We start from the raw sequence: 21,705 nt of genomic DNA on the forward strand, positions 1-21,705 counted from the left end.
TCTGCTCGCTCACAGGTGGGGCACCCCCTCGGAGGCGGTGTAGTAGACGGCATGCCGGTAGTTCTTGCCCGCGGGGCTCTCGAAGTAGGCGCCCTTCGCGTCGGGGTCACTGGTCGTGATCGCCTCGGCGGGTGCCACCCAGATCGACACGCCCTCGCCCCGGCGGGTGTACAGGTCGCGGGCGTTGCGGATGGCCATGTCGGCGTCCGGCGCGTGCAGCGAGCCGACGTGCACGTGGCTGAGACCGCGATTGGCACGGACGAAGACCTCCCAGAGGGGCCACGGCTCGGATTCGTCTGTGCCGGGGGTCGCCATCATGCCACCGCCGGGGCCGTGGCGGCCTTCTTGCGCGCATACTCGGCAGCGGCCTCGCGCACCCACGCGCCTTCCTCCTGCGCGGTGCGACGACGCTCCAGGCGCTCGGCGTTGCACGGCCCGTTTCCGCGGAGCACCTCGAAGAACTCGTCCCAGTCGATCTCGCCCATCTCGTACCGGCCGGTCTCCTCGTCGAAACGCAGTTCGGGGTCGGGGAGGGTCACGCCGAGGATCTCGGCCTGCGGCACGAGCATGCTCACGAAGCGCTGGCGGAGGTCGTCGTTGGAGAACCGCTTGATCTTCCATGCCATCGACTGCGCCGAGTTCGGCGACTGATCATCCGGCGGGCCGAACATCGCAAGGCTCGGCCAGTACCAGCGGTTCACGGCATCCTGCGCCATCGCGCGCTGCTCATCGGTGCCCTGCATGAGGGTGAGCAGGATCTCGAACCCCTGACGCTGATGGAAGGACTCCTCTTTGCAGACGCGCACCATCGCTCGGCCGTACGGCCCGTACGAGGCCCGGCACAGCGGCACCTGGTTGCAGATGGCAGCGCCGTCGACGAGCCAGCCGATGGCGCCCATGTCGGCCCAGGTGGGCGTCGGATAGTTGAAGATCGACGAGTACTTCGCCTTGCCGGAGATGAGTTGATCCATCATCTCGTCGCGCGTGATCCCGAGGGTCTGCGCCGCGGAATAGAGGTAGAGCCCGTGTCCCGCCTCATCCTGCACTTTGGCGAGGAGGATGGCCTTGCGTTTCAGGCTCGGCGCCCGGGTGATCCAGTTGCCCTCGGGCTGCATGCCGATGATCTCGGAGTGCGCGTGCTGCGAGATCTGCCGGATGAGCGTCTTGCGATACGCGTCCGGCATCCAGTCGCGGGGTTCGATGCGTTGCTCGTGCGCGATGAGGTCATCGAAGAGGCGCTGTTGCTCGGATGTGTCTTCCGCGACGAGAGAGAGGTCTGCGGGGCTGGTCATCGTCGACTCCTGTGCGCTCGGGGCTCTTTACTGACCGATCGTTAAGTTATTCTCGCATGGAGGAATGCGGACACGCAAGGATGCTCCGAGCAAAGGGCGCCCGCTACGCTGTGCCGGTCAGGCCCCGCAGCCGGCGGAACGCCGTGAAAGGAACCTCCGTGGACGTCGATCCCTCCTATGACGCGCGCCAGGCGGCCTTCGATGCCGCGAGTTCTGCGCAACGCCGCGCCATGACGGCATTCGAGGAGCACCTCGCCGACGCGATCGTGAACATGGTGCTTGCGATCGAACAGCTCGATAGCAAGCTCGACACTGTGCTCTCCGCGCAGCGCCCGGCCGAGCCCAGCTGATGTGAGGGGGCGCTGCTTGCCGCTCAGCACCGCTGAGAGTCCCGCGGCTGGGAGCCACCGGGGGTCAGTGCGAGCGGGAGATGAGCTCGAGGAGGGCCCGCCCGTATGCCTCCGCGGGATCGGGGTGCTCGAACTGCACAGGCTCTCCGGCGATCTCGATCTCGACGCGGAAGGTGTCCTCCAGACGTACGAGCCGCCGGAACGTGCCGCGCAGCAACTCGCGGAGCTGGTCCTCGCGGGGCAGCCATACGGCATCCTCGAGCGTCACCGCGTCGAGCGCCCATTCGGTGGTCCCGTTGAAGGCGAGGTCGGTACCGCTCGGGGTGCGCCGTGCCTCGATCGTCATCTCGCTGACGGTGAAGATCTCGGCTTCGGCTTCGAGTTCGACGTCGTCTGGAAGGTCGAGCTGGAACCGGTCGCCGCTGTCGGGATGCCAGACGAGGCCGGCTTCGCGCAGCGCGATGGCGAGTTCACGGGTGATCACGTCTCCACGCTAACCCGCGGTGCCCGGTCGGGCGTCATTCCTCGGCAGGTGCCACCCGCGGCGGCCAGGCGGTGGCACCCAGCTCCCGCGAGATGTTGCGGGCCGTCTCGCGCAGTGCGTCGAGCACGGCGTCACTCGCCGGAAGCTGCGTCGACGGCAGGACCACGGCGACCGCGGCGACGATGTCGTTCGCGGCGTCGGCGATCGGTGCCGCCACCCACGACTCGCCCAGCACCGCCTCATCGTTCTCGCTCGCGCTGCCGCGATCGGCGATGGCCGGGAGGTCCAGGGTGAGGCGCGCGACATCGGTGATCGTGTCGCCGGTGAGGCTCTGCAGCGGCTGCTCGAAGACGCTCCGCTGGAAGCCCAGGTCATACGCGAGCAGCACCTTGCCCATGGCGGAGGCGTGCGCCGGGATCGCCACACCGGTCTCCAGCATCTGCTGGCTGTCGTCGGGTCGCAGGTTGTGGTGGATGACGAGCACGTCGGTGAAGTGGGGAGCTCCGAGCCGGACGGAGAGGCGCGTGCGCCTGGCGAGCTCCTGCGTCCAGCGCATCGCGCGCGCCCGCACGTCCAGGGTGTCGAGGTACACGTTGCTGAGCCGCAGGAGCGTCGGACCGAGCATGTAACGCTGGCCCCCTCGCTCCTTGGCGACCAGCCCGTGCGCGCGCAGCGACTTCACGATGCCGTGCACCGTCGAGGGGGGAAGGCTCAGAGCCGACGCGAGATCGCTGATGCCGAGGTGCCGGGCCCCCTGCAGCAGTTCGAGCACCTTCGCGGCGCGATCGATGGCCTGGATCACGGCCTGCCCTCCTTCTCCGGCTCGCCTTCGAGTCGGGTGTTCTCGTCGCGCCGAGATGCTCTTGACATCCCGGCACAGCCCGAGCATATTCGACATTAACGAAAAGTATTCCGATTCCTCGGATTTGAGATCAAAGGAGATCGCACGATGAAGAAGCTCATCAACGCACCGGAAGACGTGCTCGTCGAGTCGCTGCGAGGAGTGAGCCTCGCTCATCCCGAACTCGCGGTCGACCTCGAGAACCACGTCATCACGCGTGCGACTCCCAAAGATCAGGGCAAGGTCGCCGTGCTCTCCGGAGGCGGCTCAGGGCATGAGCCCCTGCACGGCGGTTTCGTCGGGCTCGGGATGCTGGATGCCGCCGTCGCCGGCGAGGTGTTCACCTCTCCGACCCCCGACAAGGTGCAGGTGGCGACGAAGGCCGTCGATCGCGGTGCCGGCGTGCTCCACATCGTGAAGAACTACACCGGTGACGTGCTGAACTTCGAGATGGCCGCCGAGCTCGCCTCGATGGAGGGCATCGAGGTCGGCACCGTCGTCGTCGACGACGATGTCGCCGTGCAGGATTCGCTCTACACCGCCGGGCGCCGGGGCGTCGGCCTCACGGTGCTGCTCGAGAAGCTCGTGGGAGCGGCCGCCGAGGAGGGGCGCGACCTCGCGTCGGTCGTCGAGCTCGCGAAGCGCATCAACGGTCAGGGCCGTTCCATGGGGATGGCACTCACGAGCTGCACGGTGCCGGCCGCGGGCAAGCCCACCTTCGACCTGCCGGACGATCAGATGGAGATCGGCATCGGCATCCACGGTGAGCCAGGGCGCCACCGGGAACCCCTCGCGCCGGCATCCGAGATCGCACGACAGCTCGTCGAGCCGATCCTCGCCGACCTCGACGCGGCAGGCCCTGCCATCGTGATGCTGAACGGCATGGGCGCCACCCCGCTCATCGAGCTCTACCTCATGTACGCGGAGGTCGCCGCGCTCCTCGAAAAGGGCGGAGTGCAGATCGCCCGCAACCTCGTGGGCAACTACATCACCTCCCTCGACATGGCCGGATGCTCCGTGACGGTCCTCAAGGCCGACGACGAGCTGCTGCGCCTCTGGGACGCACCGGTCAACACGCCGGGGCTGCGCTGGGGCGCGTGACCCGCGCCGACGACGACGAACAGCGAAGGATCACCATGACAGACACCATCGACACCGGCACCCTCACCGCGTGGATCACCCGCTTCCGTGACGCGGTGACGGAGAAGCGCGAATGGCTCACCGAACTGGACTCCGCCATCGGCGATGCCGACCACGGAGCCAACATGGCGCGCGGGATGGCGGCGGTGGCGGACAAGCTCGGAGGTGTCGCACCCGGCACCGTCGATGAGCTGCTCAAGGGGGTCGGCATGACGCTGGTGAGTTCGGTCGGCGGGGCGAGCGGGCCCCTGTACGGGACGTTCTTCCTGCGCATGGGGATGACGGCGGGCACCGTCACAGAGCTCGACGCCACCGCGCTCGCCGCAGCGCTGCGGGCAGGACTCGACGGGATCGTGGCTCGTGGAAAGGCGGAGGCGGGCGACAAGACGATGTTCGATGCGATGGCGCCCGCCGTCGACGCGCTCGATGCCGCGATCGCGGGCGGGGCGAGCATGGCCGATGCGGCGCGCACCGCCGCCGAAGCCGCATCCGCCGGGCGCGACGCCACCCTCCCGCTCGTCGCCCGCAAGGGCAGGGCCAGCTACCTCGGCGAGCGCAGCACCGGCCACCTCGATCCGGGAGCGGCATCCACGGCGATCCTGTTCGAGACCCTCGCCACGACGATCGCCGAACGCACCTGATGATCGGCATCGTCGCCGTCTCCCACAGCGCTCGTCTCGGGGAGGCGGCCCTCGAGCTTGCCCTGCAGATGGTGCCGAGCGGGGGTGCCCGCGTGCTCGTCGCCGCCGGCGCCGGAACCGATGCCGACGGCGGAGCCGTGCTCGGCACCGATGCCGTCGCCGTCGCCTCGGCGATCGACGAGCTGGCGACCGACTGCGACGGCGTCGTGGTGCTCATGGATCTCGGCTCGGCCGTGCTCAGCGCCGAACTCGCGCTCGAGCTGCGCGCGAGCGATGTGCCGGTGCGGCTGGTGCCGGCGCCCTTCGTGGAGGGACTGCTGGCGGCGGTGGTCTCGGCTGCGGCCGGGGCGTCGCTTGGGACCGTGGCGTCGGAGGCGACGGCGGCTCTCGGCGCCAAGACCGGGCAGCTCGGCGAGGAACGGGCGGATGCCGGCGACAGGACGCAACCGGACGGGCAGGGCGATTCCGCGACGGCGGCGGCGGCGGATGACGGCGGCGTCGAGACGCGGATCGTGACGGTGCGCAATCCGCTCGGCATCCATGCGCGTCCCGCAGCTCTCATCGCGGAGGCGTCGGCGGGTTCGGATGTGCGGCTGCGCCGTCTGCCGGACGGCCCGGAGGCGGCGGCCGGGAGCCTCTCCCGCCTCCTCATGCTCGGCGCCCGCCAAGGTCAGGAACTGGAGCTTCGAGCGGCCGGATCCCACGGCAGGGCGGCACTCGAGCGCCTCGTCGCTCTGTTCGATGACGGGTTCGGCGAGGGGACGGCGCCGGCGACCGCGGCATCCGCCGCCACGGCGACCACTCCCTCGGAGCGTGCCCAGGCAGCGTCCGCGGAGCGGGAAAACCGCATGGCGGTGCCCTCCGGCACGACGCTGCGCGGGCGGGGCGTCAGCGCCGGTCTCGCGGCCGCCGAGGTCGTGCATCTCGCACCACCGGTTCCGGAGCCTGCCGCCGGAGTGATCATCGAACCGTCCGCGCGCGCTGACGAGGCGGCGAGCATCGAGTGGGCGGCCGTCGCCGTCGCCGACGACCTCCGCTCCCGCACGGACGCCGCGACCGGTGAGGCGCGGGCGATCCTCGACGCGTCGCGACTGCTCGCGTCCGATCCCGAACTGGTGTCGGAGGCGACCGCCCTTGTACGCACCCGGGGGCGCAGCGCCGCACGGGCGGTGTGGGAGACCGCCGCGGCACATGAGCGGGCGCTGGCATCCCTGGGCGGCCGGATGGCCGAGCGGGTCGCCGACATCCGCGACGTCCGCGACCGCATCGTCGCCGAGATCCTCGACCTGCAGATGCCCGGCATCCCGAAGCGCGACGAACCGTTCGTGCTCGTGGCGAGCGATCTCGCCCCCGCCGACACGGCCGCGCTCGAAGGAGGCAACTGCGTCGCTCTCGTGACAGAGCACGGCGGGCCGACCTCGCATACTGCGATCATCGCTCGCTCGCTCGGCCTGCCGGCGGTCGTGGGGGTCGCGCAGGCGACCGCCATCCCCAGCGGAACAACGGTCGTCGTTGACGGAGACCGCGGCATCGTCGAGGTCGACCCGCCCGAGTCGGCAGTGCAGCATGCACGAGCCGCCGCGATCGTGGTCGCCTTCGACGGAGCCGGCCGGCTCGCGGACGGACGCTCGATCCCGCTCCTCGCCAACGTCGGCGGTGACGCCGACGCCGTGTTCGCCGCGGCGGCACACGCCGAGGGCGTGGGGCTGTTCCGCACCGAGTTCTGCTTCCTCGACAGGACCGATGCGCCGACCGTCGATGAGCAGGTCGCAGCCTACCGCGGCGTGCTGGCGCCGTTCCGTGGACGGAAGGTCGTTGTGCGCACCCTCGACGCCGGAAGCGACAAGCCGCTGCCGTTCGCGAACGCCGACCACGAGGACAACCCCGCACTGGGCGTCAGGGGTCTGCGCATCGCGCGCCGGGCGCCGGGGCTGCTCGATGACCAGCTGCGTGCTCTTTCCCTCGCGGCATCCGCTGAGGGCGCCGACGTCGAGGTGATGGCTCCGATGGTGTCGACGATCGACGAGGCCGCGGACTTCGCCGAGCGCTGCCGCAGCAACGGCCTCGCGCGGGTCGGGGTGATGATCGAGACACCGTCCGCCGCGCTCCTGGCCACCGAGCTGTTCGAAGTGGTCGACTTCGCCAGCATCGGCACCAACGACCTCGCGCAGTACACGATGGCCGCCGATCGCCTGCTCAGCGATCTCGCCGACCTCAACGACCCGTGGCAACCCGCGGTGCTGCGCCTGATCGCCGCGGTGGGAGATGCGGGTCGGGCAGCCGGCAGAGGCGTCGGCGTCTGCGGCGAGGCCGGGGGAGACCCCGCGCTGGCGCCGGTGCTCGTCGGTCTCGGTGCGACGAGCCTCTCCATGACGTCGCGAGCGCTGGGCCGAGTGGCGGCGGCGCTGTCGACCGTGACTGATGACGACTGCCGCCGGGCGGCATCCGCAGCTCTCGCAGCGCCGTCGGCCGATGAAGCCCGTGCGGCGGCATCCGCGGTGCTGACGCGCCGGCCCTGACCCTGGCCTCGGCGGGTCGCCCCTGACCCAGACGGGTCGCCCCTGATCTGGCCGGTCGCCCCTTTCAAGCTCGAAGTGCGCAAAGTGCTGCATATCCGCGCGGATCGAGCACTTCGCGCACGTCGAACGGTTCGGTGGCGGTCGTCGTGTCGGTCGCGTGAGGCAGAGTGGGACCCATGACTTCGACCACACACACCCGCGACGCCGCGATCACTGCGCTGCGCGAACTGGTCGGCCGCTCTGATGCGGAGTTCCACGAGGGGCAGTACGAGGCGATCCAGGCACTCGTGGAGGGTCGTCGCCGCGCCCTGGTGGTGCAGCGGACCGGCTGGGGGAAGTCGGCGGTCTACTTCGTGGCGACGCTGCTGCTGCGACGGCAAGGCGCCGGACCCACCGTCCTCGTCTCACCCCTGCTGGCGCTCATGCGGGATCAGATCTCGGCGGCCGAGCGCGCCGGCGTGCGGGCGGTGGCCATCAACTCCACGAACGCGCACGAGTGGAGCGATGTGCTCGCGCAGCTCGATCGTGACGAGGTCGACGTCCTGCTGGTGTCACCGGAACGGCTGAACAACCCGGCGTTCCGCGAGCAGCAGCTTCCAGCGCTCGTCCGCCGCATCGGGATGCTCGTCGTCGACGAGGCACACTGCATCAGCGACTGGGGGCACGACTTCCGGCCGGACTACCGCCGGCTGCGCGACCTCATCGCCCAGATGCCGGCCGAGGTGCCGGTGCTCGCCACCACGGCCACGGCGAACAGCCGTGTGGTGGCGGACGTCGCCGAGCAGCTGGGCGCCACCGCGAGCGGTCCGGGGGAGGAGGCGGGTGAGGGAGTGCTGACCATCCGCGGGCCTCTCGCGCGAGCGTCGCTCCGCCTGGGGGTGCTGCGGCTGCGCGATTCCGCGAGCCGACTGGCATGGCTGCTCAGCCACCTCGACGAGCTGCCCGGCTCGGGGATCATCTACACCCTGACGGTGGCCGCCGCCGTCGACACCGCGCGACTTCTCAGCGACCGCGGGCATGCCGTGCGCGCGTACACCGGCCAGACCGACACCGACGAACGCACGGAGTCGGAAGCGATGCTCAAGCGCAACGAGGTGAAGGCGCTCGTCGCGACGAGCGCGCTCGGGATGGGTTTCGACAAGCCCGACCTCGGTTTCGTGCTGCACCTCGGTGCGCCGTCCTCGCCCGTCGCCTACTACCAGCAGGTCGGTCGCGCCGGCCGGGCGAGCGACAGCGCCGACGTGCTCCTGCTCCCTGGCACCGAGGATCGCGACATCTGGCACTATTTCGCGACGGCGTCGATGCCGGATCAGGAACGTGCCGAACGCGTCATCGCGGCCCTCGGAGATGCGCCGGTATCCACGCCGGCACTGGAGGCGATGGTCGACATCCGCCGGACGCCGCTCGAGCTGCTGCTCAAGGTGCTCGACGTCGACGGTGCGGTGCGCCGGGTGCAGGGCGGATGGGTCGCGACCGGCCAGCCGTGGGTGTACGACGCCGCACGCTACGAGCGCATCGCGGCCGAACGCGTCGCCGAGCAGCAGCACATGATCGACTACGAGCACACCGACGGATGCCGGATGGAGTTCCTGCAGCGCTCGCTCGACGACGACACGGCAGCGCCGTGCGGCCGATGCGACAACTGCGCCGGCGTCTGGTTTCCTCGTGAGATCGGCGCGGCGGCGACCACCGCGGCGGCGCAGTCTCTGGATCGCGTCGGCGTCCCGATCGAGCCGCGGCGCGCGTGGCCGACGGGTGCCGACCGTCTCGGCGTTCCCGTCAAGGGCCGGATCGCCGCGAGCGAGCAGGCCGGTGAGGGCCGGGCGCTGGCGCGGCTGACCGACCTCGGCTGGGGCGGCGCCCTGCGCGAGTTGTTCGCCGCCGGCGCCGTCGACGCACCCGTCGCCCCTCAGCTCCTCGCGGCGTGTGTGCGCGTGCTCGCGGACTGGGACTGGGACGAACGGCCGGTGGCTGTCGTCGCGATGCCTTCCCGCTCCCGCCCGCTTCTCGTCGACTCCCTCGCCCGCGGGCTCGCCGAGGTCGGCCGGCTGCCGTACCTCGGGGCCCTCGAGCCGGCGGGCGGAGGACCGGCGGGCCAGCCCGGCGGTAACAGTGCGTTCCGACTCGCCGGCGTCTGGGAGCGATTCAGCGCGGATGCGCTCGACATCCCGGTGGGACCTGTGCTGCTGGTGGATGATCAGGCGGACAGCCGCTGGACGCTCACCGTCGCCGCTCGGGCGCTCCGGCAGGCGGGCGCGACCGCGGTGCTCCCGTTCGTGCTCGCGCTGCGCGGCTGAGACAACCCGAGCGTCGGGCGGTGAGCACGCCCCGGGTAGGGTGCGCGCGCCCGGCGGCATCCGCGCGCCGTGCGGCATCCGCGCGTCGACGATGGAAGAAGACAGATGTCGGTTCTCGCGACCCTCGATCGACGTCTGTCTTCTTCGTTGGGCGCGCGCGGTTACTCCTTCGACACGAGAGTGAGGACGTCGTAGGTCGCGACCGTCTCCTCGTCCTGATTGCGGATGACGGCATCCCACCGCACCTCGCCGTACTCGTCGGTCTCACGTGGTGTGATCTGCTTCGCGGTCAGCTCGACGCGGATCGTGTCGCCGGGTGAGACGGGTGTGAGGAACCGCAGGTTCTCGAGGCCGTAGTTCGCCAGCACCGGACCGGGCTCGGGATCGACGAAGAGACCGGCCGCCCACGACACCAGCAGGTACCCGTGCGCCACCCGCCCGGGGAAGAACGGGTTCGCGGCAGCGGCGTCCTCGTCCATATGCGCGTAGAACGTGTCGCCCGTGAAGTGCGCGAATGTCTCGATGTCGTCGAGCGTCACCTTCCGCGATGCCGAGACGACCTGGTCGCCGATGCGCAGTTCGGTTAGGGGCTTTCGAAACGGATGCCGGCCGTCGCTGTTCGCGGCGGCACCGGCGTGCCACTGCCCGGTGAGCGCGGTCAGCATCTCGGGCGAACCCTGCAGCGCCGTGCGCTGCATGTGGTGCAGCACGGCTCGCATGCCGCCGAGCTCTTCGCCCCCGCCGGCACGACCGGGCCCGCCGTGCACGAGGTTGGGAAGCGGTGAGCCGTGCCCGGTGGAGGATCGGGCATCATCGCGGTCGAGCAGCAGCATCCGCCCGTTGAACGGGGCGATGCGGGCGGCGAGTTCCATCGCCTGCACCGGGTCGTGAGTGGCGATGCTCGTCACGAGCGAGCCGCCCCCGCGGGCCACGAGCCCTCCCGCCTCCGCCGTGGTGTCGTAGGTGAGCATGGATGCGACCGGGCCGAACGCCTCCACGGTGTGCACCGCGTCTGCTGCGGAATCGTCGAAGCGCAGCAGCATCGGCGAGACGAAGGCACCGTCGGGCGCCGGTGCCGTGCTGCCGTCGTCATGGAGCACGTCGGGAGCGTCCATCGTGCCGACGACGATCCGCCCGCCGGCATCCGTGAGCCTGCCCACCTGTCGGAGCACCTCATCGCGTTGCGCGGGTGAGGCGAGCGGCCCCATGGTCGTGCCCTCAGCGCGGGGGTCGCCCAGCACGACCTTGTCGGCGATCCGGGCGCGAACGGCCTCGACGACGGCATCCGCCGACACCGCCGGCACGATCGCACGCCGGATCGCCGTGCACTTCTGACCCGCCTTCGACGTCATCTCGGTGACGAGCTGACGCACGTAGGCGTCGAACTCGGGAGTGCCGGCCGTCGCATCGGTGCCGAGCACCGAGGCGTTGATCGAGTCGGTCTCTGCCGTGAAGCGCACACCGCCGGTCTGCACGGCCGAGTGCGCTCGCAATGACTCGGCGGTGGACGCACTGCCGGTGAAGCCGACGATGTCGCCCAGCCGGAGGTGATCGAACAGGTCGGACACGCTACCGCTGATGAGTTGCAGCGAACCGGCAGGCAGCAGGTCCGATTCCACCAGGATGCGCACGAACGCCTCGGCGAGATAGCCGGTCGGGGTGGCGGGCTTGACCACGGTGGGGACGCCGGCGAGGAAGGCGGGGGCGAACTTCTCCAGCGACCCCCAGACCGGGAAGTTGAACGCGTTGATCTGGACGGCGACACCGGGAAGGCGGGAGTACACGTGCCGGCCGAGGAATGAGCCGTCCTTGGACAGCGGCTCGACCGGGCCGTCCACGTAGATCTGGCCGTCGGGCAGCTCGCGCCTGCCCTTGCTCGAGTAGGAGAAGAGCACGCCGATGCCGCCATCGATGTCGACCCACGAGTCCGTCCTGGTCGCACCGGTGCGAGCGGAGACCTCGTAGAGCTCGCTCTTGCGCGCGGTCAGTGCCAGGGCGAGCTTCTTCAGCAGCACCGCGCGTTGGTGGAAGCTCAGGCGCCCGAGGCTCTCCTGCCCCACGGTGCGCCCGTATTCCAGCGCGCCTGCGAGATCGAGGCCGTCGGTGCTCACCCGCGCGACGACCTCACCGGTCGATGCATCTCGTACCTCGGTGCCGGACGCCGGGTCCTGCGACACGGTCGCAGCGGGCGTCCACCACTCGCCCTCGACATAGCTGGGCAGGATGCCGGTCATGATCGTCCTCCGTTCTCCGCCGGGGCGGAGCTCCAGTTGTAGAAACCTTCGCCGCTCTTGCGGCCGAGTCTGCCCTCGGCGACCATCGTGCGCAGCAGGGCGGGCGCCTCGAACCGCGGCCCCAGAGCCGAGGCGAGCTCCTCCGCGATCCCCAGCCGCACGTCGAGCCCGACGATGTCGGTGGTACGCAGCGGGCCGAGGGGATGCCGGTACCCGAGGGTCATCGCGGCATCGATGTCCTCTGCGCTGGCGACGCCCTCCTCCAGCATTCGGATCGCTTCGAGGCCCAGCATCACGCCCAGGCGCGAGGAGGCGAAGCCAGGGGAGTCCTTGACCACGATCGGTGCCTTGCCGAGTGCTCGAACATGGCCCTGAGCATCGTCGACGACGGCTGCATCCGTGGCGGTTCCCCGAACGATCTCGACGAGGAGCGATGCCGGAACCGGATTGAAGAAGTGCAGGCCGAGGAAACGATCCGGCCGGGTGAGGACGGATGCGAGGTCGTCGATCGAGATGGACGAGGTGTTGGAGGCGAGAACGGCGGTCTCGGTCATCGCGGCCTCGGCCGACTGCAGCGCCGACGTCTTCAGCGTGCGATCCTCGGGCACGGCCTCGATCACCAGGTCGCATGCCTCGAACGACGCGAAGTCCACCCCGCACGACAGGCGTCCGATGATCTCGGAGGCGTCGAGTGCCGCGTCACGCTCCACCGAGCGCCCGACGGTCTCCGCGATGCGCCCCGACGCGGCCTCCGCCGCGCCGGAATCGCGCTCGACGACCGCGACGCGGGATCCGGCGAGGAGGAAGGCGTGCGCGATCCCGGCGCCCATGCGTCCGCCGCCGAGCACGCCGACGCGTGCCGGCGCTGGGCGCCCGGCGTTCGTCATCGCGGTGGCGGAGGTGTCGGGGCGGCCGTGAGCCGACCCGGAGGAGCTGTGGATCATCGGTGTGCACGCCGTTCGAGGAAGTCGGTCATCCGACGGAGTTTCTCCGGAGACTCGAACAGTTCGGCCTGCAGCTCGAACTCGATGGCCGGATGGTCTTCCGGCCGCGCTCGCAGCGCGCGCTTGGTGTGCTGCACGGCGAGCGGGTCGCTGGCCGCGATCCGATCGGCGATGGAGTGCGCCGCCGCCAGCAGCTCATCCGCGGGATGGAGTGAAGAGACCAGTCCCCAGGCCAGTGCCTCCTCGGCATCGAGGATCCTGCCGGTGAGAAGCAGTTCACAGGCCCGCGCGTCTCCCACGATCTGGGGAAGGCGCCAGGTCGCGCCGGCTGCCGCCATGATGCCCAGTCCCGGCTCGGGGTTGCCGATCCGGAGTCCCTGGCTTCCGATGCGGATATCGGCGGCATACGCCAGCTCCGCCCCGCCCCCGAGCGCATATCCGTCGATGGCCGCGATGACGGGCATCGGCAGTTCGCGGACGCGGATGAAGGCGGTGGCGTTGATGCCACGGCGCGCGTCCGCCGCGTATCTGTCTCGCAACTCGGCGATGTCGGCGCCTGCCGCGAAGACGCCGCCCCCGCCCGTCACGATGAGTGTGCGCGGCGCCTCTTCGAGCTCAGCGCACAGTGCGTGCAGCGCGTCGATGGTGTGCGCGTCGATCGCGTTGCGCTTCTCGGGGCGGTCCAGGGTCGCGACGATCCGGTCGCTCTGCTTCTCGACGCGCAACGTCACGACATCCGCTCCACGATCATGGCCGTGCCCTGGCCGACGCCGACGCACATGGTGGCAAGTCCGTGTGAGGCGCCTTCACGCTCCATCCGGCCCAGCAGCGTCACCACGATCCGGCATCCGCTCGATCCCAGGGGATGACCCAGCGCGATCGCACCCCCGTCGCGGTTGACGAGGGCAGGATTCATCCCGAGCCGGCGGATCGTGGCGATCGACTGGGTGGCGAACGCCTCGTTGATCTCGATCGCGCCGAGGTCGTCGATCTCGAGCGCGGCGCGCTGCAGGGCCTTCTCGGTCGCCGGTACCGGACCCAGCCCCATGATCTCGGGGGCGAGCGCAGCCGAGGTAGCGGTCACGATGCGCGCTCGGGGCACGAGGCCGTGTCGGCGCACGGCGTCGGCGCCGGCGACGACGATCGCCGACGCGCCGTCGTTGAGCGCGCTGGAGTTGCCGGCCGTGACGACCGTGCCTCCCGGTACGACGGGCCGAAGCGCCGCCAGCGCATCGAGACCCGTATCGCGGCGCGGCCCCTCGTCGACTGTGACCTCACCCGCGCGTGTGGGCACGCCGAGGATCTCCGCCGCGAAGCGACCCGCATCGATCGCGGCGACAGCGCGCTGCTGGCTCTGCAGCGCGAATGCGTCCGCATCCTCGCGGCTGATCCCGTCGCGACGGGCGACCTCCTCAGCCGTCTCCGGCATCGAAAAGGTGGTGTCGCCCCTGGCGGCGAGGCGGGGGTTCGTGAACCGCCAGCCGATCGACGTGTCGAACGTCTCGCCCGGCTTCGCCCATGCGCGTTCGGGCTTCGCCTGCACCCACGGTGCGCGCGTCATCGATTCGACGCCACCCGCGACCATGATGTCGGCGTCGCCGGCACGGATGGCCTGGGCAGCCATCGCGATGGCCGACATGCCCGATGCGCAGAGGCGGTTGACCGTGATACCGGGAACGGTGTCGGGCAGTCCTGCCAGCAGCACCGCCATTCGCGCGACATTGCGGTTGTCCTCGCCCGCCTGGTTCGCCGCTCCCAGGATGACCTCGTCGATGGCGTCGTCCGAGACAGCGGCGCGCGTCACCGCTTCACGTACGACGAGTGCGGCCAGATCGTCCGCTCGCACACCCGACAGCGCTCCGCCGTATCGACCGACCGGGGTGCGCACTCCACCGATGAGGAAGACGTCCTGCATCACACCCTCCCGAAGGCACGCAGCGGGTGCTCGATCAGCTCGGTGACCCGGCGGAGGAAGCCCGCGGCATAACCGCCGTCGCACACCCGGTGATCGAACACCAGTGACAGCTGGGCGATGCGACGCGCGACGATCTCGCCGTCGACCACCCACGGCCGCTCGATGATCCGCCCGATGCCGAGGATCGCGACATCGGGGTGGTTGATGATCGCAGCGGACCCGTCGACGCCGAGACCGCCGTAGTTGTTCAGTGTGAAGGTCGACCCCCGCAGGCGCTCCGGCGGCATGGAGCCGGCGCGAGCCGTCTGCCCGAGTTCGCGCAGTGCCGCATCCAGCTCCTCGACGCTGAGGGCATGCGCCCGCGGGATCACCGGCACCATGAGACCGCGTTCGGTGTCGGCGGCGACGCCGAGGTTGACGCCGTCGAAGCCGATCAGCTCTTCGCCGTCGTCGCTGAGGCGTGATGCCAGCACCGGATAGTCCTCGAGGGCCAGCAGCACGAACCGCGCGATGAGCGCCGTCACCGACGGTGCCTGTACCCCGTCCGGAGTCATCTGCGCCCGCAGCTCCCAGAGGGCGGTCGCATCGACGTCGACCCAGACCGTCGCCTCGGGAATCTCGGCGCGGCTGCGGCTCAGCTTGGCGCTGACCGCCTTCCGCAGCGGTGACAGGCGCACGCGCGAGCGCGCCGGAAGGCCGTCGACGCCGGCGTCCTCGTGTCCTGCAGAGGCGGCCGCGGTATCGCGGTGATGAGCGGCGGCTCCGTCGACGGCGCTGTCGACGGCGGCGCGCAGCACATCCGCGCGGGTGATGGCACCATCGTGTCCGGTGGCCACGATGGTGTGGACGTCGAGGCCGAGATCCCGCGCGAGGCGTCGAACGAGCGGGGAGCGCACGGCGACCGGACGGCGATCGCGTGAGAGCTCACCCCGGGCCGGTTCGGTCGCCGGTGCCGGCATCGGCTCGTCCGTTTCATCCGGCGCGTTCGATCCGGAACGTGGCCCTGCCCCGGCCGCGGCGGGCCGACGCCGTCGGCCGCTCGTCGCGGGCGACGCGGTGCCATAGCCGATCAGCACGTTCCCCGAGCCCGCGCGCTCCTCCTCGCGGTAGGCGTCCTTCTCCGTCGTCGTCTCCGTCGCCGCCTCCCTCGTCGTCTTCGTCGTCACTGTCGTGTCCGTCGCGGGGGCGTCGGAGACCTCGAGCACCGGGGCACCGACGTCGATCGTGTCTCCGGGTGAGCCGTGCAGCGCCACCACGACACCCGCGAACGGTGAGGGCAGTTCCACGACGCTCTTCGCCGTCTCCACCTCGGCGATCGGCTGGTCGGTGGCGACCGTGTCGCCGACCGCGACGAGCCACTGCACGAGGCCCGCCTCGGTGAGGCCTTCGCCCAGATCGGGCAGACGGAACACCTGCGTCGTGCCGGAGAGCTCGGTGCTCATGCGTCCTCATCCCAGTGCAGCGTGTCGATGGCGTCGAGAACGCGGTCGACGTCCGGTAGATACCAGTGCTCCAGCTTCGGCGGCGCGAACGGCACGTCGAACCCGGTGACCTTGCGCACGGGGGCAGCGAGGAACTCGAAGCAACGTTCGAAGACCCGCGCCTGGATCTCGGAGGCCACCGAGACGTGGCCGGGGGCTTCGGCGATGACCACGGCGCGCCCGGTCGATCGCACCGCGGCGGTGACGGTCACGTCGTCGAACGGAGCGAGCGAGCGTACATCCACGACCTGCACACTCCGCCCCTCCGTCGAGGCCGCCGTCGCCGCCTCCAGCGCCAGCGGCACCGCGGCGCCGTAGGCGAGAAGCGTCACATCGGTGCCGTCGCGCACGATGCGGGCCGACGTCAGCTCGGTGCGGATGCTGGTGTCGACGTCCCCCTTGGCCCAGTAGAGCTTCTTGTGCTCGAGGAAGACGACGGGATCAGGGGAGGCGATCGCGGCGCGCAGCAGCGAGTACGCGTCCTGCGGAGTGGACGGTGCGACCACCGTGAGTCCCGGCGTATGCGCGTAGTACGACTCCGACGAATCGCAGTGGTGTTCGACGCCTCCGATACCGCCACCGAACGGGATGCGGATCACCATCGGCGCCCGGACAGCGCCTCGGGTGCGGTTGCCGAGCTTGGCGACATGGCTGACGATCTGCTCGAAAGCCGGATATGCGAACGCGTCGAACTGCATCTCGACGACCGGACGCATTCCGTTCATGGCCATGCCCACGGCCGCTCCGACGATGCCGGATTCGGCCAGCGGCGTGTCGAAGCAGCGTTCCTCTCCGAACCGCGCGGTGAGGCCGTCGGTGATGCGGAAGACCCCGCCGAGGGCTCCGACATCCTCGCCGAAGACCACGACGGACTGGTCCTCCTCGAGCGCATCCGCCAGCGCGCGGTTGAGGGCCGCCGCCATCGTCATCCGGGTCGTCGTGGAAGCGGCATCCTGGACGCGCACGGCGTCATCGGCGATGGTCATCGCACACCTCCGGCGTTGCTCATCTGCTCGCGTTCGATCTCGCCGCGGAGCATCGCCCACTGCTCGTCGAGCTGCGCCGAACGATTGGCCCTGACGAAGCGGAACAGGTCTTCCGGGTCGTGCTCGACGTCGGTGTTCAGCGCCAGGCGGAGGTCGGCGGCGATCTCCGCGGCGCCGGCAGCGAGGGCCGATTCGGTCTCGTCGTCGAGGACTCCGAGGCCGCGCAGGAAGGTCTGCAGCCGCAGCAGGGGATCGCGCGCGACCCAGGCCTGCACCTCGGCGCGCTCACGGTATCGGGTGTCGTCGTCGGCGTTGGTGTGCGCCTGCATGCGATACGTGTGCGCCTCGACGAGCGACGGTCCGCCGCCGGATCGTGCACGCTCGATCGCCTCGCGCAGCACCGCGAGGATGCCGGCCGCGTCGTTGCCGTCGACGCGCTGCCCCGGCATGCCGTAACCGATCGCCTTGTGCGCGAGCGATGGTGCAGCGCTCTGGCGCGACAGCGGCACGGAGATCGCGAACTCGTTGTTCTGCACGAAGAACACGACGGGCACCCGGAAGACCGCTGCGAAGTTCAGCGCCTCGTGGAAGTCTCCCTCGCTGGTGGCGCCGTCACCGCAGAGCGCCATGACGACGGTGTCCTCGCCGCGCATCTTCGCCGCATGCGCGAAGCCGACCGCGTGCAGCAGCTGTGTCGCGAGCGGCGTCGCCTGCGGGGCGACGCGACGGTGCCGGGGGTCGTAACCCGAATGCCAATCGCCCTTCAACAACACCATGGCCTGCGCCGGTTCCACGCCGCGCGCGATCACGGCGACGGCATCGCGGTACGTCGGAAACAGCCAGTCGTGATCTCCCAGGAGCATCGCCGCCGCCACCTGGCATGCCTCCTGGCCGTGCGACGAGGGATACACCGCGAGGCGGCCCTGGCGCACGAGCGCCGTGCACTGCTCGTTGATGCGGCGGCCTTCGACGAGGCCGCGGTATGCGCGCAGCAGCAGATCGACATCGGGGAGCGGATACTGATCGTCCGCGATGGCCTGGCCTGCGGGATCGATGAGCTGCACCGGGGTGTGCCGGGGGAGCAGGGCGTCGTCGTCCATCGGTTCGCCTTCCTTGCCGAACGTGATACGCCCAGCATGAGCCAGATTCCGCAGGCGTCCAATGCATTGCATCGAAACGTGGACGATTGCTCGCCACGAGGTGGGTTGCGGTGCAGACTGTCAGCATCACTGACGAATCGAGGCGGAGCCCATGGCGGAGTTGGATGACATCGATCAGGCGATCCTGCGGATGCTGGAACGCGATGCCCGTGCATCCATGACGGCGATGGCCGACGCCGTGCACGTGTCACGTGCCGGCGTCCACGCCCGTATCAAGCGCATGACCGATGTCGGCGTCATCACGGGCTACACCGTCAGGACGGATCCCGTGCTGCTCGGCCATCACGCTTCGGCGTACATCACGCTGTCGATCGAGCAGGCGACCTGGCAGAGCGTCCGCGACCAGCTGCAGGCGATCCCCGAGGTCGAGCACATGGCGCTCGTCGGGGGAGACTTCGACGTCATCCTGCTCGTGCGCGCGCGGGATGCGAGAGACCTCCGGCGGATCGTGCTGGAGGACATCCAGGCGATTCCGTCAGTGCGTTCCACCCGGACGACCCTGATCTTCGAGGACTTCACGAAGAGCTGAGCGCCGATCACCGTGACACACTGGACGGCGTGACGGACGCAGCGACGGCGAAGCGCGGCCGCCCCGGCTACGACCGGCGCGGGCTGCTCGATGCCGCGGTCTCGGTGTTCAACGAGTCCGGCTACGACGCGACCTCCGTCGCCGCCCTGGCCGCCCGGCTGGGCCTTTCGAAGGCGGCGCTGTATCACCATTTCTCGTCGAAAGAGGAGATCCTCGAGACGGCGGTGGGCGAGGCGCTCGACGGCCTCGAGGGTGCGCTCGCCGGCGCGGGCGCGGGAGCGGCGAGCTCGGGCGACCGGCTCGCCGAGGTGCTGCAGGGCGCGGTGCGCGTGCTGGTGGAGAACCTGCCGTCGGTGACGCTGCTGCTGCGGGTGCGGGGGAACAGTGAGGTCGAGCGGCGAGCACTGGAGCGCAGACGCGCGTTCGACCAGGAGGTCGCAGCGATCGTGCAGGCGGCTCAGGACGAGGGGGCGATCCGGGCCGATGTCGACGCGGCGATCGCGACGCGACTGCTGTTCGGCATGGTGAACTCGCTCGTCGAGTGGTACCGCCCCAGCGGACCGGAAGGGGCAGAAGCGCTCGCGCGCGACGTGCTCACCGTCGCGCTGGACGGGCTGCGCACCCGCTGAACTCCGGCATCCGCCTCAGCGCAGGTTCAGCGTGAACCCGTCATCCGTATCGACGACGGTCACCTGGGTGAGATCGTCGACGTGGTGGGTCGGACCGTGCGTGACAGCGTGCTTTCCCACGCCGATCACCCGCATCCCGGCGGCGAGGCCCGCCTGGATGCCGGCACTCGAGTCTTCGAAGACGACGCAGTCGGCCGGGTCCACGCCGAGTAGCTCGGCTGCTCGAAGGAAGCCCTCCGGATCCGGCTTGGATGCGGACACGTTCTCCGCCGTCACCGCGATCGCGGGGACAGTGAGTCCGGCCGCTGTCATGCGGGCGTTCATGAGGGTGAGATCGGCGGAGGTGACGATGGCGTGCGGGTGAGGCAGGAGAGCCGTCAGTAACTCGTCGGCGCCGGAGATGGTGACCACTCCGTCGACGTCGCTGCTCTCGTTGGCGAGCATCACGGCGTTCTCATGGATGTTGACCTCGTGGTCGCGCTCGGGAAGGAGGATCGCCATGCTCTGGTGTCCCTGACGGCCGTGGATGACGCCGAGCACGGTGGCGGGGTCGAGACCGTGCGGTTCGGCCCAGGCGAGCCAGAGGCGTTCCACCACGGCTGTCGAGTCGACGAGGGTGCCGTCCATGTCGAGCAGGACGGCGCGGGCATGGATGGTCTCGGTCACCGTCACAGAGTATCGCTGCGGCCACACCGGCCGATGCCACGGCCGATGCCACGGACGGCCGACCCCGCCGCGCCGAGGTGCGACGGAGCCGGCACGCCCTCGTCAGTCTCGCGTCGACCGGAGCATGACGGCTGCCGCCACCAGTCCGAATGCGGCTATCACTGCCGCACCGGCGAAGGCGGCGCTGTAGCCGGCCGCGCCTGACGCCGCGGTGGTGGCGACGCCGGCCGAAACCGCCGACAGGATGGCCAAGCCGACGGCCGAGCCGATCTGATAGCTGGTGTTCACCAGTCCGGAGGCGACGCCGGCCTCGGCTGGGGCCGCGCTGGCGATCGCAGTGCTCAACGATGGCACGAACGCCAGAGCCATGCCGGATGCCGCCACCAGCGACGCCGGAAGCACGTGCGCCAGGTAGCTGCCGTCCGCAGGCGCGAATGCGAGCCAGCCCACACCCGCACCGAGCAGCGCGAAGCCGCCGACCACCATCGCCCTCGTGCCGAAGCGCGCAGCCAGCCGGGGCGCGATGACGGTCATCCCGATGACGATCAGCAGGGTCATGGGCACCAGTGCGGCGCCGGCAGCGAACGCCGACGCGCCGAGGACGTTCTGCAGGTACAGGTTGAGGAAGAACCACATCGGGATCCAGGCGGCACCGAGCAGCAATTGCGCGAGGTTCGATCCGGCGAGCAGTGGCATCCGCAGCATCCCGAGCCGCAGCAGGGGGTGCGTCGCGCGGGCCTGACGGATCCCGAAGCCGACGAGGAGCACGATACCGGCGGCCAACGTCCCGGCGGTCTCGAGGGTCGCCCAGCCGGCCTCGGGTACCCGCACGATGGCGAACACCGTGAGCGCGAGTCCGGCCGTGCCGGTGACGGCTCCGACGAGGTCGACACGTCCCGTCGTCCGTGCGCCAGCCGAGAATGCGCGCGGGGTCAGGGCGAGGATCACGACGGCGATGGGAACGGTGATGTAGAACACCCATGGCCAGCCGAAATACTCCGTCAGCACGCCGCCGAGGAACACGCCGGCGGTGCCGCCGATCGGCGCTGATGCACCGTACACCGCGAAAGCTCGGGGCAGGAGTGGCGTGCCACCGAAAGTTGCCATCAGCAGGCTGAGGGCTGCGGGTGCGATGAGGGCAGCACCCGCACCCTGCACGGTCCGGGAGGCGATCTCGATCCACGGCATGGTGGCAAGACCCGCTCCGACGGACCCGGCGAGTATCGTCACCCACCCGATCGTGAAGATCCTCCGCGCGCCGAACAGGTCGGAGAGTCGCCCGCCCAGCAGCAGCAGCCCGCCGAACGCGATGACGTACGCGTTGAAGATCCAGGAGAGCCCGTCCGGGGTGAATCCGACGTCGCGCCGGATGTCGCTGAGCGCGACTCCGATGATCGAGGTGTCCATGATGACCACGAACTGCGCGGCGGCGATCAGCGTGAGGGCGAGGCGGGGGCGGGCTATACGGGCGGATGCGGAGGTTCCGACATCGTTCTCTGTCGCGGACACGGGAATCCCTTCGGTCGGATGCCGCCGATCGGCATCGCTCCATGAGGAGAAGCCAATACCCCCGGGGGGTATTCCCGATTGTGCAGAA

Annotated in this window: 20 protein-coding genes; 7 read left to right on the plus strand and 13 right to left on the minus strand. The window is 70.1% G+C overall.

Annotated features, from left to right (window positions below):
- Positions 1-9: 9 nt before the first annotated feature.
- Both paaB and paaA read right to left on the minus strand, forming a co-directional pair.
- Positions 10-315: a 1,2-phenylacetyl-CoA epoxidase subunit PaaB gene (paaB, locus tag RIN18_RS01580; RefSeq protein ID WP_309102184.1), complete on the minus strand. Its 306-nt coding sequence runs from the start codon at positions 313-315 to the stop codon at positions 10-12.
- Complete coding sequence (paaA, locus tag RIN18_RS01585) at positions 315-1,292, minus strand: 1,2-phenylacetyl-CoA epoxidase subunit PaaA (RefSeq protein ID WP_309102185.1); 978 nt, start codon at positions 1,290-1,292, stop codon at positions 315-317. Before paaA ends, paaB begins: the two co-directional genes overlap by 1 nt.
- A 158-nt stretch (positions 1,293-1,450) precedes the next feature.
- On the opposite strand from paaA, the gene RIN18_RS01590 reads away from it, so the two are divergent.
- Entirely contained in the window at positions 1,451-1,642 is a 192-nt protein-coding gene (locus tag RIN18_RS01590; RefSeq protein ID WP_309102186.1) for a hypothetical protein, read from the plus strand.
- A 64-nt stretch (positions 1,643-1,706) separates the two neighbouring features.
- Here RIN18_RS01590 and RIN18_RS01595 read toward each other — a convergent pair whose 3' ends face one another.
- Both RIN18_RS01595 and RIN18_RS01600 read right to left on the minus strand, forming a co-directional pair.
- On the minus strand, positions 1,707-2,126 hold the full coding sequence (locus RIN18_RS01595) for a pilus assembly protein CpaE (RefSeq protein ID WP_309102187.1): 420 nt from the start codon (positions 2,124-2,126) through the stop codon (positions 1,707-1,709).
- Between the two features lie 34 nt (positions 2,127-2,160).
- Positions 2,161-2,928 carry an IclR family transcriptional regulator gene (locus RIN18_RS01600; RefSeq protein WP_309102188.1) on the minus strand — a complete coding sequence of 256 codons (768 nt, stop codon included), beginning with the start codon at positions 2,926-2,928 and terminating at the stop codon, positions 2,161-2,163.
- A 147-nt stretch (positions 2,929-3,075) separates the two neighbouring features.
- On the opposite strand from RIN18_RS01600, the gene dhaK reads away from it, so the two are divergent.
- From dhaK to RIN18_RS01620, 4 genes are all read left to right on the plus strand, one after another.
- Positions 3,076-4,068 carry a dihydroxyacetone kinase subunit DhaK gene (gene dhaK / locus RIN18_RS01605; RefSeq protein ID WP_309102189.1) on the plus strand — a complete coding sequence of 331 codons (993 nt, stop codon included), beginning with the start codon at positions 3,076-3,078 and terminating at the stop codon, positions 4,066-4,068.
- Between the two features lie 35 nt (positions 4,069-4,103).
- On the plus strand, positions 4,104-4,748 hold the full coding sequence (gene dhaL, locus RIN18_RS01610; RefSeq protein WP_309102190.1) for a dihydroxyacetone kinase subunit DhaL: 645 nt from the start codon (positions 4,104-4,106) through the stop codon (positions 4,746-4,748).
- The gene (ptsP, locus tag RIN18_RS01615) at positions 4,748-7,267 is read left to right on the plus strand and encodes a phosphoenolpyruvate--protein phosphotransferase (protein WP_309102191.1); all 2,520 of its coding nucleotides are present in this window, start codon (positions 4,748-4,750) and stop codon (positions 7,265-7,267) included. Before dhaL ends, ptsP begins: the two co-directional genes overlap by 1 nt.
- A gap of 176 nt (positions 7,268-7,443) precedes the next feature.
- A complete protein-coding gene (locus RIN18_RS01620) occupies positions 7,444-9,564 on the plus strand; it encodes a DEAD/DEAH box helicase (RefSeq protein WP_309102192.1) in 2,121 nt (706 codons plus the stop codon).
- A gap of 161 nt (positions 9,565-9,725) precedes the next feature.
- Here RIN18_RS01620 and paaZ read toward each other — a convergent pair whose 3' ends face one another.
- From paaZ to RIN18_RS01655, 7 genes are read right to left on the minus strand one after another with little or no spacing between them, the layout of a single operon-like run.
- A complete protein-coding gene (gene paaZ / locus RIN18_RS01625; protein ID WP_309102193.1) occupies positions 9,726-11,798 on the minus strand; it encodes a phenylacetic acid degradation bifunctional protein PaaZ in 2,073 nt (690 codons plus the stop codon).
- On the minus strand, positions 11,795-12,742 hold the full coding sequence (locus tag RIN18_RS01630; RefSeq protein WP_375163476.1) for a 3-hydroxyacyl-CoA dehydrogenase family protein: 948 nt from the start codon (positions 12,740-12,742) through the stop codon (positions 11,795-11,797). The genes paaZ and RIN18_RS01630 overlap by 4 nt, the downstream gene beginning before the upstream one ends.
- Positions 12,739-13,473 carry an enoyl-CoA hydratase/isomerase family protein gene (locus RIN18_RS01635; protein WP_309102194.1) on the minus strand — a complete coding sequence of 245 codons (735 nt, stop codon included), beginning with the start codon at positions 13,471-13,473 and terminating at the stop codon, positions 12,739-12,741. The genes RIN18_RS01630 and RIN18_RS01635 overlap by 4 nt, the downstream gene beginning before the upstream one ends.
- Entirely contained in the window at positions 13,470-14,657 is a 1,188-nt protein-coding gene (locus RIN18_RS01640) for an acetyl-CoA C-acyltransferase (RefSeq protein ID WP_309102195.1), read from the minus strand. The genes RIN18_RS01635 and RIN18_RS01640 overlap by 4 nt, the downstream gene beginning before the upstream one ends.
- Positions 14,657-16,099, minus strand: a complete 1,443-nt coding sequence (locus RIN18_RS01645; protein WP_309102196.1) for a dihydrolipoamide acetyltransferase family protein — start codon at positions 16,097-16,099, stop codon at positions 14,657-14,659. Before RIN18_RS01645 ends, RIN18_RS01640 begins: the two co-directional genes overlap by 1 nt.
- Positions 16,096-17,124, minus strand: coding sequence for an alpha-ketoacid dehydrogenase subunit beta (locus RIN18_RS01650; protein ID WP_309102197.1), 1,029 nt, complete (start codon positions 17,122-17,124; stop codon positions 16,096-16,098). The genes RIN18_RS01645 and RIN18_RS01650 overlap by 4 nt, the downstream gene beginning before the upstream one ends.
- Positions 17,121-18,224 carry a thiamine pyrophosphate-dependent enzyme gene (locus RIN18_RS01655; protein WP_309102198.1) on the minus strand — a complete coding sequence of 368 codons (1,104 nt, stop codon included), beginning with the start codon at positions 18,222-18,224 and terminating at the stop codon, positions 17,121-17,123. Before RIN18_RS01655 ends, RIN18_RS01650 begins: the two co-directional genes overlap by 4 nt.
- Before the next feature lie 151 nt (positions 18,225-18,375).
- On the opposite strand from RIN18_RS01655, the gene RIN18_RS01660 reads away from it, so the two are divergent.
- Complete coding sequence (locus RIN18_RS01660) at positions 18,376-18,813, plus strand: Lrp/AsnC family transcriptional regulator (protein WP_309102199.1); 438 nt, start codon at positions 18,376-18,378, stop codon at positions 18,811-18,813.
- A gap of 29 nt (positions 18,814-18,842) precedes the next feature.
- Positions 18,843-19,442, plus strand: a complete 600-nt coding sequence (locus RIN18_RS01665) for a TetR/AcrR family transcriptional regulator (protein ID WP_309102200.1) — start codon at positions 18,843-18,845, stop codon at positions 19,440-19,442.
- A 15-nt stretch (positions 19,443-19,457) separates the two neighbouring features.
- Here RIN18_RS01665 and RIN18_RS01670 read toward each other — a convergent pair whose 3' ends face one another.
- Positions 19,458-20,108, minus strand: a complete 651-nt coding sequence (locus tag RIN18_RS01670) for an HAD-IA family hydrolase (protein ID WP_309102201.1) — start codon at positions 20,106-20,108, stop codon at positions 19,458-19,460.
- A gap of 102 nt (positions 20,109-20,210) precedes the next feature.
- On the minus strand, positions 20,211-21,617 hold the full coding sequence (locus tag RIN18_RS01675) for an MFS transporter (protein ID WP_309102202.1): 1,407 nt from the start codon (positions 21,615-21,617) through the stop codon (positions 20,211-20,213).
- Positions 21,618-21,705 lie beyond the last annotated feature (88 nt).

The sequence above is a fragment of the Microbacterium sp. genome, assembly GCF_031179285.1.
Lineage (GTDB): Bacteria > Actinomycetota > Actinomycetes > Actinomycetales > Microbacteriaceae > Microbacterium.

What these genes read in the sequence shown, in the direction of transcription:
- paaB (WP_309102184.1), bottom strand. Translation starts at nt 315, where the DNA reads ATGGCGACCCCCGGCACAGACGAATCCGAGCCGTGGCCCCTCTGGGAG.
- paaA (WP_309102185.1), bottom strand. Translation starts at nt 1,292, where the DNA reads ATGACCAGCCCCGCAGACCTCTCTCTCGTCGCGGAAGACACATCCGAG.
- dhaK (WP_309102189.1), top strand. Translation starts at nt 3,076, where the DNA reads ATGAAGAAGCTCATCAACGCACCGGAAGACGTGCTCGTCGAGTCGCTG.
- dhaL (WP_309102190.1), top strand. Translation starts at nt 4,104, where the DNA reads ATGACAGACACCATCGACACCGGCACCCTCACCGCGTGGATCACCCGC.
- ptsP (WP_309102191.1), top strand. Translation starts at nt 4,748, where the DNA reads ATGATCGGCATCGTCGCCGTCTCCCACAGCGCTCGTCTCGGGGAGGCG.
- RIN18_RS01620 (WP_309102192.1), top strand. Translation starts at nt 7,444, where the DNA reads ATGACTTCGACCACACACACCCGCGACGCCGCGATCACTGCGCTGCGC.
- paaZ (WP_309102193.1), bottom strand. Translation starts at nt 11,798, where the DNA reads ATGACCGGCATCCTGCCCAGCTATGTCGAGGGCGAGTGGTGGACGCCC.
- RIN18_RS01630 (WP_375163476.1), bottom strand. Translation starts at nt 12,742, where the DNA reads ATGATCCACAGCTCCTCCGGGTCGGCTCACGGCCGCCCCGACACCTCC.
- RIN18_RS01640 (WP_309102195.1), bottom strand. Translation starts at nt 14,657, where the DNA reads ATGCAGGACGTCTTCCTCATCGGTGGAGTGCGCACCCCGGTCGGTCGA.
- RIN18_RS01645 (WP_309102196.1), bottom strand. Translation starts at nt 16,099, where the DNA reads ATGAGCACCGAGCTCTCCGGCACGACGCAGGTGTTCCGTCTGCCCGAT.
- RIN18_RS01650 (WP_309102197.1), bottom strand. Translation starts at nt 17,124, where the DNA reads ATGACCATCGCCGATGACGCCGTGCGCGTCCAGGATGCCGCTTCCACG.
- RIN18_RS01655 (WP_309102198.1), bottom strand. Translation starts at nt 18,224, where the DNA reads ATGGACGACGACGCCCTGCTCCCCCGGCACACCCCGGTGCAGCTCATC.
- RIN18_RS01660 (WP_309102199.1), top strand. Translation starts at nt 18,376, where the DNA reads ATGGCGGAGTTGGATGACATCGATCAGGCGATCCTGCGGATGCTGGAA.